The sequence below is a fragment of the Paraburkholderia sp. FT54 genome (genome assembly GCF_031585635.1).
Lineage (GTDB): Bacteria > Pseudomonadota > Gammaproteobacteria > Burkholderiales > Burkholderiaceae > Paraburkholderia.
In genome coordinates, this window is sequence record NZ_CP134196.1 from 2,543,477 (window position 1) to 2,559,546 (window position 16,070).

Genomic DNA, 16,070 nt, shown 5'->3' on the forward strand with positions numbered 1-16,070 from the left:
GGGACGCGACGGGGCAGTGTCAAGTAGGAAAGTTTTACGTTTATTTGATTTGCATAGGGGGCCGACTTACCGACGCTGTACGCGCTTTCACTGCCCGGAGGCTCTGTCCCCGTTACGTTAACGGCAGAGGAGACGCTTTTGCTGAGAAAGTCGACGGATGCTGGTCAGTTCGGTAAAGCGGCGCCATGCGGCACTCGCGTTCACACGTAACCGGCCTTTTTTATTTGATGACCGCCAGTACCGGCGATCCCGTCTCTCACCGGATTGGCCTACGCATCAGATCATCGAGCAACGCGCTATACGCAGCCACGAGTTGCGGGTCATTGGGCGAGAACCGCCCGATCAACGCGCGTTGACGCACTCGGTACGACGACGCCTGCGCATCGTGCGTATCGAGTGCCGCCAATACCTGCTGCGCACCCTGCGTCGCGTCATTGTCCCGATAATAGTAGCCAAGGTCCGCGCACAGCGTCGCGTTATGCACGAGCGCATACCTGCACGGCGTATTCGGTGCCGATCACGCGCAACGAGGCGAGATCCGGCCGGTGCAGATACTCGCTGGTCAATTGCGACACGGGGTCGTACACGCGTCCTGCCGTGTTACTGGAGAGCGTGATATACGAAACATAGTGGCGTACCTGCCCACTGAAACGCTGTATGCCGGCTTGCACGTCCGACTGCTGCCGCGAATTCAATGGCGCCGGGTTGAACGTCACGATCTGTCCCACGCCGTTCCTGAATCCCGCGTATTGGGCGTAGCCGCCCCCCAGCGAGTGTCCTGTCAGCGTCACCTGAGCCGGAGCGACGCCGCTGCGGATCACCGAGCGCACGAGGTTGTCCGCGACCGTGAACGCGCGCGGCCTGCCTAGGTCGTCGACGTCGAAATGCCCCGCCTGATAGCCCTTCACGGCGAGCGAACTCGTGCCCGCGATGACGGCTTGACCGCTCAGCGATTCACGCGCGCCGACAACTCGCCCGCGAGGTCCGGCGTGAGCCCGACTTGCGCATCGGTCACCCAGTCGGTGTTGTTGTCGGTGCCACGAAACACGACGATGCGCACGTCGTCCGCAGTCGCCCAGATTTCCGCGTGAACATGCCCTACCTCGGCCTCGCTTTCCGCCGCATGCAAGTGGACGCGCTGGATGCTGTAGCCCTGCTCGACCTGTGCCTTAACGGCCATCTGATTGCGCACCTCGGCCACTTTCATGTTGGCGGCCTGAAACGCCTTGTCGAGTTTCTTGACTTCGTGCGGCTTGATCAATGGATCGAGCGTTTGATCGGCTTGCACGCGGGCGAGGCGATTCTGTAATTCGTCGGCCTTCTGTTGCGCGTCGGCGAGCTTCCCGGGATCGCCGTAGACCGCGTACGACAGTAACGCGAGCATCTTGTCGAAGTCCCGCGTGGTGGCGTCGGCGGGCACGCCGAACGCCACACCAGGCTGCGAGGCATTCGATGCCGACGGCGTGGAAGGTGCGGAAGACGCCGCAGTCGTGGCAACGCTGGTCGCGGGCCGCGCGGCCGGAACCGCTGCGGACTGCACTAGCGATGACGGCGAATTCGACGTCGGGGTGCCGTGCAACTGCATGATCTTCGACCACTCGTCCGACGAGATCCCGCCCGCGGGCCGTTGCGACGTACCGCTGTTGGCCGTCAGCGTGCCGTTGCAGGCATTGCGTGTCTGCGCGAGGCGTTGCTGAAGTTGTCCATCGGGATTGACGTTCTGGCGCTGCGCGGCCGTCAGCAACTGGTTGGCGCGGCACGCATTGCGCGGACCGCCGAGTCCCTGCGCCCACAGCAACGCGTCTGCGTACGCAGCCGCCCCGTTTGAATTGGCAAACTCGTCGAGCCATGTGCGCAACTGACGCGCGTCGATATTCGTGTTCCCCGCTTCGAGCAGGGCCGCCAGTTTCACTCGCGCGGCCACCAGTCCACGCCGCGCAGCTGTCTGGATCAGCTCGAGTCCGTGTGCCGGCTTGTGTTCGAGTTCCGGCACGCCGCCAGCGATCTGCGACACGCCGGTCACGTAATCGGCGCGCGTGTCGTCCTGCTTCAGTGCGGCGAGATCGGACGCTCGAGAGTGGCGCGACGCTCGGGATCGCTTTCCTGGAGGACTGCGTTGACAATGACGTCGAGGTCCTGAACGCCGAACGCGCTCTCCCACGTGCCGGCCTGCGCACGGCTCGCGGCCGTGGCGAAGAGCAGCACTGCACAAGCGGAAAGCGCCGTACAGCCAAGGTCGAAACGCATCACTTAACTCCCCTTTCCCATACCCTGTTTTTTTTCGGCTGCGCGCGACCCCTTCGGTTTCAAACCTTGGGCGTCGCACCGATTGCAGCACCGAAAGTCGCGCCGCCCAGCACGCTGCGCCGCACGAACTCGAACGCCGGATACGCAACCGGCTGCAGATGGATCGTGCCGCGCACCAGCCACATCGCGGTCGTGCCGTATTTGCCTTGTGCGTCCGGATAGATGCGCTCGACGAAGAGCTTTTCCTGCGTGATCGGCGACGCGGCCCGCGCATTGGCCGCCGCAAAGATGGCCGCAACGCCGAGCAGAATGCCGATGGTTTTATAGAAGCCGTTCGCAAACGCGCGTATCGTCACGAACTGCGTCACGCCAAGCGTGAACTTGAAGATATGCACCAGCGCGCCAAGCAATGAAAATCCCAATGGGATGGGCGGCACGATCAAGGCGCGCACACCGTCCTTGCCGAGTTTCTCGTAGGGCGCGGAATCGGCGAACTGCTCCGCGGGCGCATTCAGCTGCTGAAGATTTTCGGCTTGCCGAATATCGAGCGTCGGGTTGTAGACCAGCGAGGCGTATTGTTCCGCGCTGCCGGTTTCCGGACGCAACACCACCTGATCCGGAATCGCCAACTGCTTCGTCCAGAAGCGTTGAATCGCAGGCTGCATCGCAAACTGTTCCCACGATAGATACGGCACGAGTCCGACGCCTTCGGGGAAACGCTGCGCGATGCCGTTGTCGAATGAGCTTTGGATCTGCCCTTGCGCCTTGCGCGCCACGGCGGCGTAGAAGCCGCCGCGGTCGCCAGGCGTCCAGTCGCGGCCTACCGGCACGCCATTCGATTGCACCTTCAGACGCACACGTCCATTGAGTTCGACAATCAGATCACGCATGACCGGCCTCCGGCTGTTGCAGTGCCGGGCGCAGCCCGTCGTAGCGCGATGTGTCGGCCAGCGGCGGTGTCGTCAGTTGTAGCGCAGTATCGATCTTCGGCGGCATCTGCACGCTGCGCATGCGCGACAGCACGTTCACCACATGCTCGACGCTCACGCGCCCGGAGGGCGGCGCCTGCTCCAATGCGAGTTCGACTGCAACCACTACGGCATCCAGACCGCTTTCCGGGACCAGCGCCAGAACCTTAGCCATTACCCGGTCGCCACCTGGCTCGCGTAGTAACGCCCGACGCAGCCGTTGCAGCGGATCGGGCATATCCTGGAACGGCGCACCGTTGCGCAGGGCTCCTGGCTTGCGCTGGATCAGCGGGATGTAATGCTGCCACTCGTATCGCACCTGTTCTTCGTCGGTCAGTCGATCGTGTTCGGCCACCACGGCATCGTCGCCGACCACCACAACACGGCCAGGATAGAGCCGCGTGCTGAGCATCTGGCCTGCGAATTCGCATGGCACGGAGTAGCGATTGCGGCCAATCACCACCAGACAGGTCGACGAGACTCGTGCCGTACGCTCAACATAACCGTCAAACGGTGTTGGCATCGGCATCAGATGAGCGCGTTCCTGCTCGAACACGTCGGCGACGCTCAGCTCACGATAGTCCGGATGCTTCACCTGATCCCACAACGCCCGGCACCGGGTCGCCAGCCATGCATTCAGATCAGCGAAACTGCCGAAGCGTTGCCCACGCGCCTCAATCCAGATACGCAGGCGGCTGTCCTGCACGTTCTTCTCGACTACGCCTTTCTCCCAGCCACTGGCGACGTTGCAGAAGTCCGGATCGAACAGGTAGTGCGAACACATCACTGCGAAACGCGGATTGACCGTGCGACCCTTGCCTTTGTGCACCTTGTCTACGGCCGTTTTCATATTGTCATAGATGCCCCGGCGGGCCACCCCGCCGAAAGCCGCGAACGAGCGCGTATGGGCATCGAACAGCATCTCGTGCCCCTGACTCGGATAGGCAACCAGCCAGAACGCCCGCGACGCACCTAGCTTCATGTGCGACACCTGGAGCTTGCGGTAAATGCCGCCGACAACCAGTCCTTCCTCAGACCAGTCAAACTGGAATGCCTCGCCCAGCTCGAATCGCAACGGCACAAACGCCGACTTCGAAACCGCCTTGCCTTCGCGTTGCCGCCAGGCCCGGATGAAATCGGTCACCCGCGAGTAACAGCCGTCGTAGCCGCCAGCCTTGATCTCCTGGAACAGCATCCAGGCGGTGCGGCGTTCCTTCTTTGGTCGCCGCGCGTCGACACTGAGCGCCTGCACCAGCACCTCATGAAACGGCGTCAACCGAGTCGGCTGCGAGCGCCGCTGATACTTCGGCTCCTCCTGAACATCCATGTTCAGATATTTACTAATCGTGTTGCGCGACAGGCTTGTGAGACGCGCTATCTCGCGTACCGACTTGTTCTGGCGGTGGAACATCCGCCGCACCTTGCCAATCATCGTCATCGGGATCATCCCCAAACACCCTGCCAGAAAAACTAGCAGGATAGGTTGATTGCCCGGCTCAATTTTCAGTCGGCGCGATCCCTACATGTGGCTGAATTTTCGGTCGGCGTAAACACCGGAGCCACCTCCTTCGCGACCCGCAGCGCGCTGAGCCGATGCAACTGTCGTCCTGCCATGTTGCCCTCCCTTCCTACCCACAAAACCCATGTCGCTACCCATACTTCGTGTGGAAATTGTGCGGGACGTTGGCGCAAGCGGCAAGCACGCCGTTACCCATAAACCGCTCTAAAATCAGCGACCTGGAGGACGTTTTCGGAAGATATCGGAATTGCCCGGAAGCCGTGTCTGGCGGAAGGCAGCCGGAGTCGAACCGACCTGAGAGCGTCTAACGCCCTCAACTGGGTTTGAAGCCCAGCCGCGCCACCGGACACGAATGCCTTCCTACGGTGATTGAACTACACGTTGCCGATCAGAGCAGATCGAGCCAACGACTATCCGTGCGCAACAGATGCAGGCCACGGTGGAAGCGAGTATACCCAACCCGGTCGAAGAATTCCAAAAGCTGAATCGCGCGTTTGCGGCCCAATCCCGTGACGTCGCGAAACGGTGCGGCGGCAACCGTGCCGGCATTCCTGTTCGCTTCGGCAGCCGCAATCGAAGCCAGCTCCCGAATCGCCTCCGGGTGATAAAAGAGATCACGCACGACCTGAAACAGCTCGCCCTGCCGCGCGAGTCTGCGCATCAAGTGACGCACACGCTCCTCGGATACGCCGTGCGCGCCGGCCAGATCGCGCACCCACGGCGGATCGAAGTGCCCCGCTTTCACCGCGGGCAGCAGCGCCGCCGCGAGCGCACGATCCGCGTCGTCGAGCGTCACCGTGTGGCCCGGCAGATGCAGCCACGGTCCGCGTTTGACGATCTCACCACGCGTGGCGGCATCGTCGACAAGCGCGCGCCACAGCGCGTCTTCCACCAGCGGCGCCGCGATCCTCCGCAAACGCGAGACGTCCGGGCCCAACTCGTCCGGCGAGCGTTCGTGGTACTGCGCGAGCGCCGTCGTCAATCGCGTGTTCAGCGCTTGCCAGAGCGCGTCGGCGACCAGTAACGCGTCCTCGCCAGGCAGTTCGACCACACGCATATTGACCGGCAACGCGAGCGCCGCCGCCAGCCTGCCTGTCAAACGTTCCAGCAGCGAGCGCGACAAGCCATGCGGCGCTCTTGCGAACATGGCATCGAGCGTGCCGGTATCGAGCAGGGTCTGAAGCGCGTCGAGCCACGCCAGCCGTTCGGCCGAGCGACGCTTGCGCGACGGCGCGAAGGGATCGAGTACATGGCCGCCGCCGATCGTGCGAGTGGCCTGCGCGTTGCGCACCACGAAGCGATCGCCCGGCAGCGCGCAGACGGGCCGCTCGAACACGAGTTGCACGCGGGCACGCTGCCCAGCGCCGAGTGTTTCGCCGTCGAGCAACGCGACATGCGCAACCTGGTGCTGCGTGCCCAGATGCACATGCAGCGGCGCCCAATGCTCCAATGTGAGCGATGCATCCGCGAGCAGCGTCAGCATGACGTCGATCCGCTCCGACGCCTGCGAGAGCCGCGGATCGACGATCCAGTCGCCACGATCGATCGCGCTCTTCTCGATGCCCGCCAGGTTCAAGGCGCAGCGCTCGCCGGCGCGTCCGCTTTGCGCCGGACGATTCTGCGCATGAATGCTGCGCACGCGCACCGGTTGATTCTTCGGCGCGAGCAACATCGTGTCGCCCACAGCCACGCGGCCCGACACCACGGTGCCCGTCACGATCGTGCCCTGCCCCGAGAGCGTGAAGACACGATCGACCGCGAGACGGAACAGGCCGTCGTCGCGCTTCATCCGCCACGCCGCGGCCGCCGCGTGCAGATGCGCCTTCAGCGCGGCCACGCCGGGATCGTCGGCGCGCACCGCGCAGGTATCGAACACGGGTGCGTCCCGGAGCACGCTGCCGCTCAGAAACGCACGCACTTCATCGTGCACTTCCTGCAGACGCTGCACGTCCACGCGGTCCACCTTGGTCAGCGCGACGGCGCCGCGTTGAATCCCGAGCAATTCGACGATCGCCAGATGCTCACGCGTTTGCGGCATCACGCCGTCGTCGGCGGCTATTACAAGGAGCGCGAAATCGATACCGCTCGCGCCGGCGGTCATGGTATGCACGAGCTTTTCGTGGCCCGGCACGTCGATCAGGCCGAGCACGTCGCCATTCTCGAGCGGCACGTACGCGTAGCCCAGTTCGATCGAAATGCCGCGCGCCTTTTCTTCCTTGAGACGATCCGTATCGACGCCCGACAGCGCTTTCACCAGGCTCGTTTTACCGTGGTCGATATGCCCGGCCGTACCGACGATCATGCGCGCGCGCCTTTCAATTGCTCGATCAGTTGCGCTTCATCGGCGGCTTCGAGACAGCGCAGGTCGAGGCGCAATGCATCGTCCGCGATACGGCCGATCACGGGCCGCGCCATCTCGCGCAGCATCTTTTCGAGCGCGAGCAATTGACGGCCACCGCGTTTGCCGTCCGCCACTCTGACAACGAGACCATGGCTCGGCAGCACGTCGACCGGTAAAGCGCCGCTGCCGATCTGGCTGAACATCGGCTCCGCCGCCACCGCATAGCGTTCGCCGAGCGCACGCTGCAACACGGGCTGCACGCGCTGCGCAGCGAGCCGGATCTCGTCGGCGGAACGGGTCAATAAACGCAACGTGGTGAGCCGCTCCGTGAGTTTCTCCGGCGCGCGATACAACTGCAGCACAGGCTCCAGCGCCGCGAGTGTCAGTTTGCCGACGCGCAACGCACGCTTGAGCGGATGCTTCTTGATCTTCGCGATCAGATCGCGCCGCCCGACAATCAAACCGGCCTGCGGACCACCCAGCAACTTGTCGCCGCTGAACGTGACGAGGTCGGCGCCGGCCTCGACGGTTTCGCGCACCGTCGCCTCGCGCGGCAAGCCCCACTGACTCAGATCGACCAGCGTGCCGCTGCCGAGGTCCACGGCAACTGCAAGTCCGCGCGCGTGGGCGAGCGGCGCGATTTCATCCAGACTGACCTCTTTGGTGAAGCCGCTGATCGCATAGTTGCTGGCGTGAACCTTCATCAGCAGGGCGGTTTGCGGGCCGATGGCTTCGTCGTAGTCCTTCAGATGCGTGCGGTTGGTCGTGCCGACTTCGCGCAGCCTCGCGCCCGCGCGGCTCATGATGTCGGGAATGCGAAACGCGCCGCCGATTTCGACCAGCTCGCCACGCGACACGATGACTTCTTTCTTCGACGCCAGCGCGGACAGCGTGAGCAGCACCGCGGCGGCATTGTTATTGACCACGGTGGCCGCTTCGGCGCCGGTCAATTCGCAGATGAGCTCATCGATCAGATCGTCGCGATCGCCACGCTTGCCGGTGCCAAGGTCGAACTCGAGGTTAGCGGGCTGCGTGAGTGCTCTTATGACGGCCTGGACTGCTTCGTCGGGCAGCAATGCGCGGCCGAGATTGGTATGCAGCACCGTGCCGGTCAGATTGAAGACACTACGCAAGCGCGACTCATTGCGCTGACGCAGCTCGGCTTCGACCGAGTTCTTCAGTTGCGCGACGTCGAGCGCGCTCACGCACGCATCGCCCGACTGCGCGCTGGCGCGCCAGCTGTCGAGCGCCTCGCGCACCGCGCCCAACACCTGCGTGCGGCCGTACGCGCCGAGCAGCACCGCGAACTCGGCCGACGCCATCACCTTCTCCACCGACGGCACGCGCGCCATCAGCGCCCGCAATTCAGCGCCACTTACATCGCTCACGAGGCAATCCCTTTTCTGGTCGTATCCACTCGCTGCTAATCGGACTCGTCGGAAGAGTCATCCGCGCTGCCGGCCTGCTCGGGCCACAGCCACGGATGCGGCGACGCACGCTGGTAACCTTCCGCGCCCATCAACAGATCCAGCGTCAGACTGGCGAGATCGTCCGCGAACGGTTCGAAATCGTAGTCCTTCGACTGAATGCCGATCTTCCGATAAGTATGGCATTCGTCGCACGATTCCGCCTTCAGCACCGCGTTCTTCGATTCCGCTTCGCGCGCGGCCTCGTCGGCATCGGGCGAGCCGACCGCGTGATAGGCAATGCCCTTGGTCGAATCGCAGTTCGAGCACTTGGCGCGAACCATGTGCCACTCGGTCGAGCACAGGCCGCATTGCAGATAGCGGTAATTGTCATACGCGCCGCCCACGCGCACGATGCTGGCCACTGGATGCGAGCCGCACACCGGACACAAGCCGAGGGTCTCGATGTATGGCACCTCGCGCTTGTCGATATCGGCAGCGAGGTCGGTCCACACCACTTGCAGCGCGGCCATGATGAACGGCGCGCTCGCCGGATCGACTTCTTCGAAGCGCTGCGCGAAGATCGCGTCGGCCTGGAAGTCGAGCGAGGTGGTGTCGAGCGTGCGCAGCCGGTCGATCAGCGCTTCGAGCGGTGGTGTGAGCGGACCCGCGGCGGCCACCCTGTCGAGCAACTGGCGGAGCACGTCGCGCCACGCCGGATCGCGCACGCCGGAACGCGCCGGAATCAGCGGCATGGAATGCTGCTGCGCACTCGCAATTAACTCGGGGCTGGGCGGCTGCGCCTTGAAGCTCGCGATCGCCGCTTGCTGCGCGTCGGCGAGCACGGCCATCAGGCGCAAATAGCCGGCGATCGGATTATCGAGCGCCGCGAGCTGGCGCAGGCGCGCGGCGCGCGCGGCAAACACCGCGAGCCGTTCCGGCATGCGAATGCGCGGAATCGCCGAATGATCGAGCGATTCAATATCGCCGGCTTCGAGAATACGTTGAACCACAGTATCGACCTCTGAAAACTGAAGAGCCGCCGCCGTTCATCGAACAAAGGCGGCGGCTCGGGTGCAGCGCGCCGGAATCCGCGCTGCCTGGGTTGCCTATGCGTGGACCGCTATTTACCGATGATTTCCTTGAACCAGTTCGGATGATGCTTGCGCGCCCAGCCGTAGGTCACCGTGCCGCGCGTCATGGCGCCAATCGACCCCTTGATCCACAACGCCGCATAAATATGCACGACGATACCGACGATCAGCACGAACGCCGCTGCCGCATGCACCACCGCCGCGAGCCGGATGATCTCGATCGGAAAATAGAACGAGAAATAGCGGCGCCAGATCACGATGCCGCTCGCCAGCAACAGCAGCAGGCAGATCACCATGGTGAAAAATAGCAGTTTTTGGCCGGCGTTGTACTTGCCGATCGCGGGGAGCTTTTCCTCGCGATTGTTGAGCACGTCGTCGATCTGCCTCATCCACTGAAGGTCGGCTTTGTCGAGATAGTTGTGATGCCAGAAGCGCAACGCAAGAATCAGAAACGACAGGAACATCACGCAGCCGACGAACGGATGCAAAATCCGCGTCCACTGGCCACCGCCGAAGATCGCATAGAGCCACGACATGGCCGGATGAAACATGGCGAGGCCGGACAGCGCCAGCAGGACGAACGTGATGGCGGTGATCCAGTGATTCGTCCGTTCATTGGGCGTGTAGCGCACGATCAGGCTGTTGCCCTTCACGTCCTTCAGATCGGTATGGTCAGGATGCTTCATTGGATGCCTCCCGCGAACGGCGTGCTTCGTCGGCTTCGTGCTGGGCTTCGGCTTCTTCCGCCTCGGACACCTCGTTCGGACCGACGCGCGTGTAGTGGAAGAACCCGGCTACGGCCGCGAACGCGATACCCGCCAGCGCCAGCGGCTTGGCCAGCCCTTTCCACAGCGCAACCATCGCGCTGATCTTCGGATTCTGCGGCAAACCGTGGTACAGGTTCGCCTTGTCGGCGTGATGCAGCACGTACATGACGTGCGTACCGCCCACGCCGGCAGGATCGTACAAACCGGCGTTCTGGAAACCGCGTTCCTTCAGATCTTCAACCCGGTCGGCGGCCTGCTGCTTCATGTCCTCCTTGGTGCCGAACATGATCGCGCCGGTCGGACACGTCTTCACGCAAGCCGGTTCCTGGCCGACCGCCACGCGGTCCGAACACAGCGTGCACTTGTACGCGCGGTTGTCCTTCTTCGAAATGCGCGGCACGTTGAACGGGCAACCGGTAACGCAATAGCCGCAGCCGATGCAGTTTTCCTCGTGAAAATCCACGATGCCGTTGGTGTACTGCACAATCGCGCCCGGCGACGGACAGGCCTTCAGACAACCCGGATCCTCGCAGTGCATGCAGCCGTCCTTGCGGATCAGCCACTCGAGATCGCCTTCGGTGTTCTCGTATTCCGAGAACCGCATGACGGTCCACGAATGCTCGCTCAGATCGCGCGGGTTGTCGTAGATGCCGGTTGTCGTGCCGATTTCATCGCGCAGATCGTTCCATTCCATGCAGGCGGTCTGACACGCCTTGCAGCCAATGCACTTCGACACGTCGATGAGCTTGGCGACCGTGCCCGTGACCGGCTCACGCACTTGCGGTTCAGGCAAGGTCGTGGCCGAGAGGCGTTTGATGTCCAGTGATTGCAGTGCCATCTCTTTTCCTTATGCCTTTTCGACCTTGACGAGGAACGACTTGAATTCCGGTGTTTGCGAATTCCCGTCGCCCACGGAGGGCGTCAGCGTATTGACGAGATAGCCCGGCTTCGCGAGTCCTTTGAAGCCCCAATGCAACGGCAATCCGACGGTCTGGACTTTCTTTCCTTCGATCATCAGCGGTTTGATCCGCTTGGTGACGAGCGCCACGGCAATGATGTGCCCGCGATTGGACGACACCTTGATGCGATCCCCGGCTACCACGCCCACCTCCTTCGCCAGATCCTCGCCGATCTCCACGAACTGTTGCGGCTGCACGATCGCATTCAAACGCGCGTGCTTGGTCCAGTAGTGGAAATGCTCCGTCAGACGATACGTGGTCGCCGTATGCGGGAAGTTCTCGTGCGTGCCGAACGCAGCCCGGTCATCGGGGAACACGCGTGCCGCCGGACTGCTGACGACCGCCTTGTTGTCCGGATGCAGCGGGTTGTAACCGAGCGGCGTTTCAAACGGTTCGTAGTGCTCCGGGAATGGCCCTTCCACCAGACCGTCGCGCGAGAAGAAGCGCGCCACGCCTTCCGCGTTCATGATGAACGGATTCATACCGTTTTCGGGCGGTTCGTCGGCTTTGAAGTCAGGAATGTCCGCTCCCGTCCACGTCTTGCCGTTCCACGCGATCAGCTTGCGTGTCGGATCGAACGGCTTGCCGCTCACGTCGCACGAAGCGCGGTTGTACAGAATCCGCCGGTTCGCCGGCCACGCCCACGCCCAGTTCAGCGTATTGCCGATGCCGGTCGGGTCGGAGTTATCGCGACGGCCCATCTGGTTGCCCGCCTGAGTCCATGCACCGCAGAAGATCCAGCAGCCGCTCGCGGTAGTGCCGTCGTCGCGCAACTGTGCGAAGCTCGCCAGCTGCTCGCCCTTTTTGGCGAGCACCTTGGTTTTGTCGGTCGCGTCGGTGACGTCGGCGAGCGCCTTGCCGTTGAACTCCATCGCCAGCTCTTCGGGCGTCGGGCTTTCCGGGTCGGCATACGGCCAGCTCATCTTGAGAATCGGATCGGGATACTTGCCGCCGTTCTTCCGGTAAGCCTCGCGGATGCGCAGCCACAGGCCCGCCATGATCTCGAGATCACTCCTTGATTCGCCAGGGCCGGTCGCTCCCTGCCAGTGCCACTGCAGCACGCGGCTGGAACTGACCAGCGAACCGCGCTCTTCCGCGAAACAGGTGGTCGGCAAACGGAACACCTCGGTCTGGATCGAAGCGGGATCGACGTCGTTGAACTCGCCGAAATTCTTCCAGAACTCGGACGTTTCCGTAGCGAGCGGATCCATGACGACGAGCCACTTCAACTTGGCCAGACTCGCGCCGATCTTCGCCTTGTTCGGCGCCGCGGCGAGCGGGTTGAAGCCCTGCGCGATGTAGCCGTTCATCTTGCCTTGATTCATCAGCTCGAAGACCTGCAGCATGTCGTAGGACTTATCGAGCTTGGGCAGATAGTCGAAACCGAAGTTGTTCTCGGCGGTCGCGTTATCGCCCCACCACGACTTCATGAAACTGACATGGAACGCGCGATAGTTGCGCCAGTAGCTCAACTGATTCGGCCGCAGCGGCTGGCTCGCGCGTTTTGCGATGAAGGCGTCGAAGTCCTGCTCGGCTTCCATTGGCAGCGTCATGTAACCCGGCAACAGGTTCGACATCAGACCGAGGTCGGTCAAACCCTGAATGTTCGAGTGACCGCGCAGCGCATTCATGCCGCCGCCCGCAATGCCGATATTGCCCAGCAGCAATTGCACCATCGCGCCGGTGCGGATGATCTGCGAGCCGATCGAGTGATGCGTCCAGCCGAGCGCGTACAGGATCGTGCCGGCGCGCCCCGGAACAGCCGTCGATGCCAGCATCTCGCACACCTTGAGGAATTTTTCCTTGGGCGTGCCGCACGCTCTCTCGACCTGCTCGGGCGTGTAGCGCGAGTAGTGCTGCTTCATCAGCTGATAGACGCAGCGCGGGTGCTGCAACGTCGGATCGACTTTGGCAAAACCGTCGTCGCCGCGTTCGTAGTCCCACGAGCTCTTGTCGTAACTGCGCTTGTCGGCGTTGTAGCCGGAATAAAGGCCGTCGGTAAACGAGAAATCCTCACGAACGATGAAAGGCATGTCCGTGTAGTTCTTCACATACTCGTGCTGGATCTTGTCGTTGGTGAGCAAATAGTTGATCACCCCGCCGAGGAACACGATGTCCGAGCCAGTCCGAATCTGCGCGTAATAGTCCGCAACCGATGCCGTGCGCGTAAAGCGCGGATCGACCACGATCAACCTCGCCTTGCGATGCGCTTTAGCTTCGGTGACCCATTTGAAACCGCACGGGTGCGCCTCGGCCGCATTGCCGCCCATCACGAGAATCACGTCCGCGTTCTTGATGTCGACCCAATGGTTCGTCATCGCTCCACGGCCAAACGTCGGGGCAAGACCTGCCACCGTCGGGCCGTGTCAGACACGTGCTTGATTGTCGAATGCGAGCATGCCAAGACTGCGGACAGTCTTGTGCGTCAGATAACCCACTTCATTGCTACCGGCCGATGCTGCGAGCACGCCGGTGGTCAGCCAGCGGTTGACCTTCTTGCCGTCTGCCGTGGTCTCGACGAAATTGGCGTCGCGATCTTCCTTCATCAATTTCGCAATGCGATCGAGCGCGTCTTCCCACGAAATACGCTTCCATTCATTCGAACCGGCCGCGCGGTACTCCGGATACTTCAGACGGCTCGGACTATGAATGAAGTCGATCAGGCTCGCGCCCTTCGGGCACAACGTGCCGCGATTGACCGGATGGTCGGGATCGCCCTCGATGTGGATGATGCTGGACTTTGCGTTCTTGGCGTTGTCGCCGAGTCCGTACATCAGGATGCCGCAGCCTACCGAACAGTACGGGCAGGTATTGCGGGTTTCGGTTGTGCGCGACAACTTGTACTGACGGACTTCCGCTAGCGCGGGTGTCGGCGAGAAGCCCATGAGGGCGAGACTCGATCCGGCAAGCGTAGTGGCGGAAACCTTCAGAAATTGTCGCCGGGACATATGGGGCATTGAATGGCCTCGGCTCTTTAAGGGGACACTGATCATGATTATAGAGGCCCGCATGAAGTCCTGCAGCGATGACGCAGACCTTCTACAGTGCAACTAATATGAAGTGTCACAGCCGGTTTCAAAAACCGCGGCATTGTTATTGCTGCATCTGTAGCTCATGCGTCGACGCTTACTGCAGAACATTGGGACACTTATGATCTATCGACCTTTCAGTTTTTCTTCCGCAGACAGCATTGAAGGCGCAGTGGAATGGCGTGTGCCGGTCAAGGTTGTCTCGCTTGCGCTGGGTGCCGCGATGCTCGTACTCAGTCCGCACGGCTTTGCCCAGATCACCCAAGGCAGCGGTTCGTCGCAGCAGGAGAATCGCACTTCTTCGACGGGGTCGGCGCCCGATCCGTCCGCGTCCACAGTTCATGAATCGCATAAGCCGCAGACGAAGGGCGGCGGTTCGGCAAACACGCGCGGCAAGACTGGCGGGCAGGGTCACACGAGCCAAGGCGCAGGCGGGTTCGATAGCGGGCTCTATGGCACCGGCGCAGGCAGCAATAAATAAAGCGTGCTTGCCGAGGCTTTGCCGCGCTTTTGCGGCAGCGCATTGCGAGCGTGCGGCGCGTGGCGGGCAACTTCAGAGGAATGAACGCCGGGTTTTGCGCTCTGCCCGGAACGCTTGGGCGACTGCCATTCCTGCGCGTCGCCCGAACAACCATCATAATGCGGTCATTCGTAGCCTGAAATGCACGCCACAATGACCGATACTCCCACCCACGCTAGCGCGTCGCCCCGTCTGACCAGTCTGTCGCATGGCGGCGGTTGCGGCTGCAAGATCGCGCCCGGCCTGCTCGCCGATCTGCTCAAGCGCAGCGCGCCGCTGCCGTTCTTTCCTGACCTGCTGGTCGGCAACGACACAGCCGACGACGCCGCCGTCTACAAGCTCAACGACGAGCAGGCAATCGTCGCCACCACCGACTTCTTCATGCCGATCGTCGACGACCCGTTCGACTTCGGCCGCATCGCCGCGACCAATGCGCTGTCCGACGTCTACGCCATGGGCGGCAAGCCGCTGATGGCGCTGGCCATCGTCGGCATGCCGATCAATGTGCTGCCGCATGAGGTGATCGCAGCCGTGCTGAAGGGTGGCGAATCCGTGTGCGCCGAGGCCGGCATTCCGCTCGCCGGCGGCCATTCGATCGATTCGGTCGAGCCGATCTACGGCCTCGTCGCGATCGGCGTGGTCGACCCGAAGCGCGTCAAACGCAACGCGGGCGCGCAAGCGGGCGATGTGCTGATTCTCGGCAAGCCGCTAGGCGTGGGCATTCTCTCAGCGGCATTGAAGAAAGACCGGCTCGACGCCGCCGGTTACGCCGCCATGATCGGCGCGACGACCAAGCTCAACCGGCCGGGCGCGGACCTGTCGAACCTCGACGGCGTGCACGCGCTCACCGATATCACCGGCTTCGGCCTGCTCGGCCACACGCTGGAACTGGCGCGCGGCTCGCACCTGACCGCCCGCGTGCGCTACGCGGATCTGCCGTGGTTGCCGGACGTGGTGAGCCTCGCGCAAGCCGGTATTTTTACCGGCGCTTCGGGACGCAACTGGGACGCATACGGCAAGAACATCGTTTTGCCATCCTCATTTTCTGCAACGGCGCGCACCCTGCTCACCGACCCGCAAACCTCGGGCGGCTTGCTGGTCTCGTGTGCGCCGCAAGCCGTCGACGAGGTTCTCGCCGTGTTCCGCGCCGACGGGTTCGGCGAGGCCTGCGTGATCGGCGAAATGGTCAGTGGAGAGGGACGCGTCGAGGTCATCTGAGC

At 62.7% G+C, this 16,070-nt stretch carries 14 protein-coding genes and 1 tRNA gene; 2 read left to right on the forward strand and 13 right to left on the reverse strand.

What is annotated here, in order from left to right:
* Positions 1-256: 256 nt before the first annotated feature.
* From RI103_RS31035 to fdnG, 13 genes are all read right to left on the reverse strand, one after another.
* Positions 257-484, reverse strand: a complete 228-nt coding sequence (locus tag RI103_RS31035) for a DUF2827 family protein (RefSeq protein ID WP_310816489.1) — start codon at positions 482-484, stop codon at positions 257-259.
* Positions 477-908, reverse strand: coding sequence for a YqiA/YcfP family alpha/beta fold hydrolase (locus RI103_RS31040; RefSeq protein ID WP_310816490.1), 432 nt, complete (start codon positions 906-908; stop codon positions 477-479). Before RI103_RS31040 ends, RI103_RS31035 begins: the two co-directional genes overlap by 8 nt.
* A 38-nt stretch (positions 909-946) precedes the next feature.
* Positions 947-2,014 carry a hypothetical protein gene (locus tag RI103_RS31045; RefSeq protein WP_310816492.1) on the reverse strand — a complete coding sequence of 356 codons (1,068 nt, stop codon included), beginning with the start codon at positions 2,012-2,014 and terminating at the stop codon, positions 947-949.
* A 35-nt stretch (positions 2,015-2,049) separates the two neighbouring features.
* Positions 2,050-2,247, reverse strand: a complete 198-nt coding sequence (locus tag RI103_RS31050) for a hypothetical protein (protein WP_310816493.1) — start codon at positions 2,245-2,247, stop codon at positions 2,050-2,052.
* Between the two features lie 59 nt (positions 2,248-2,306).
* Entirely contained in the window at positions 2,307-3,137 is an 831-nt protein-coding gene (locus RI103_RS31055; protein WP_310816495.1) for a hypothetical protein, read from the reverse strand.
* Positions 3,130-4,653 carry an IS21 family transposase gene (gene istA / locus RI103_RS31060; RefSeq protein ID WP_310818620.1) on the reverse strand — a complete coding sequence of 508 codons (1,524 nt, stop codon included), beginning with the start codon at positions 4,651-4,653 and terminating at the stop codon, positions 3,130-3,132. The genes RI103_RS31055 and istA overlap by 8 nt, the downstream gene beginning before the upstream one ends.
* 346 nt (positions 4,654-4,999) lie before the next feature.
* Positions 5,000-5,095: transfer RNA gene (locus RI103_RS31065), tRNA-Sec, on the reverse strand.
* Positions 5,096-5,122: 27 nt separating this feature from the next.
* Positions 5,123-7,036, reverse strand: coding sequence for a selenocysteine-specific translation elongation factor (gene selB / locus RI103_RS31070; protein WP_310816496.1), 1,914 nt, complete (start codon positions 7,034-7,036; stop codon positions 5,123-5,125).
* Complete coding sequence (gene selA / locus RI103_RS31075; protein WP_310816498.1) at positions 7,033-8,463, reverse strand: L-seryl-tRNA(Sec) selenium transferase; 1,431 nt, start codon at positions 8,461-8,463, stop codon at positions 7,033-7,035. Before selA ends, selB begins: the two co-directional genes overlap by 4 nt.
* Positions 8,464-8,498: 35 nt before the next feature.
* Positions 8,499-9,494, reverse strand: a complete 996-nt coding sequence (gene fdhE / locus RI103_RS31080) for a formate dehydrogenase accessory protein FdhE (protein WP_310816499.1) — start codon at positions 9,492-9,494, stop codon at positions 8,499-8,501.
* Positions 9,495-9,604: 110 nt separating this feature from the next.
* Positions 9,605-10,261 (reverse strand): formate dehydrogenase subunit gamma, encoded by a 657-nt coding sequence (locus tag RI103_RS31085; protein WP_310816500.1) that lies wholly within the window; start codon positions 10,259-10,261, stop codon positions 9,605-9,607.
* Positions 10,248-11,180 carry a formate dehydrogenase subunit beta gene (fdxH, locus tag RI103_RS31090; RefSeq protein WP_310816502.1) on the reverse strand — a complete coding sequence of 311 codons (933 nt, stop codon included), beginning with the start codon at positions 11,178-11,180 and terminating at the stop codon, positions 10,248-10,250. Before fdxH ends, RI103_RS31085 begins: the two co-directional genes overlap by 14 nt.
* Before the next feature lie 9 nt (positions 11,181-11,189).
* A complete protein-coding gene (gene fdnG / locus RI103_RS31095) occupies positions 11,190-14,258 on the reverse strand; it encodes a formate dehydrogenase-N subunit alpha (RefSeq protein WP_310816503.1) in 3,069 nt (1,022 codons plus the stop codon).
* 193 nt (positions 14,259-14,451) lie between these two features.
* Here fdnG and RI103_RS31100 point away from each other — a divergent pair, with 193 nt between their 5' ends.
* Together RI103_RS31100 and selD are read left to right on the forward strand one after the other, a co-directional pair.
* Positions 14,452-14,811 carry a beta-xylosidase gene (locus tag RI103_RS31100; protein WP_310816505.1) on the forward strand — a complete coding sequence of 120 codons (360 nt, stop codon included), beginning with the start codon at positions 14,452-14,454 and terminating at the stop codon, positions 14,809-14,811.
* A 192-nt stretch (positions 14,812-15,003) separates the two neighbouring features.
* Positions 15,004-16,068 carry a selenide, water dikinase SelD gene (gene selD, locus RI103_RS31105; RefSeq protein ID WP_310816507.1) on the forward strand — a complete coding sequence of 355 codons (1,065 nt, stop codon included), beginning with the start codon at positions 15,004-15,006 and terminating at the stop codon, positions 16,066-16,068.
* Positions 16,069-16,070 lie beyond the last annotated feature (2 nt).

Excerpts from the sequence above, each read along its gene's own strand:
- fdxH (WP_310816502.1), bottom strand. The coding sequence starts at position 11,180 with ATGGCACTGCAATCACTGGACATCAAACGCCTCTCGGCCACGACCTTG.
- istA (WP_310818620.1), bottom strand. The coding sequence starts at position 4,653 with ATGACGATGATTGGCAAGGTGCGGCGGATGTTCCACCGCCAGAACAAG.
- selB (WP_310816496.1), bottom strand. The coding sequence starts at position 7,036 with ATGATCGTCGGTACGGCCGGGCATATCGACCACGGTAAAACGAGCCTG.
- RI103_RS31100 (WP_310816505.1), top strand. The coding sequence starts at position 14,452 with ATGATCTATCGACCTTTCAGTTTTTCTTCCGCAGACAGCATTGAAGGC.
- RI103_RS31085 (WP_310816500.1), bottom strand. The coding sequence starts at position 10,261 with ATGAAGCATCCTGACCATACCGATCTGAAGGACGTGAAGGGCAACAGC.
- RI103_RS31055 (WP_310816495.1), bottom strand. The coding sequence starts at position 3,137 with ATGCGTGATCTGATTGTCGAACTCAATGGACGTGTGCGTCTGAAGGTG.
- RI103_RS31050 (WP_310816493.1), bottom strand. The coding sequence starts at position 2,247 with ATGCGTTTCGACCTTGGCTGTACGGCGCTTTCCGCTTGTGCAGTGCTG.
- selD (WP_310816507.1), top strand. The coding sequence starts at position 15,004 with ATGACCGATACTCCCACCCACGCTAGCGCGTCGCCCCGTCTGACCAGT.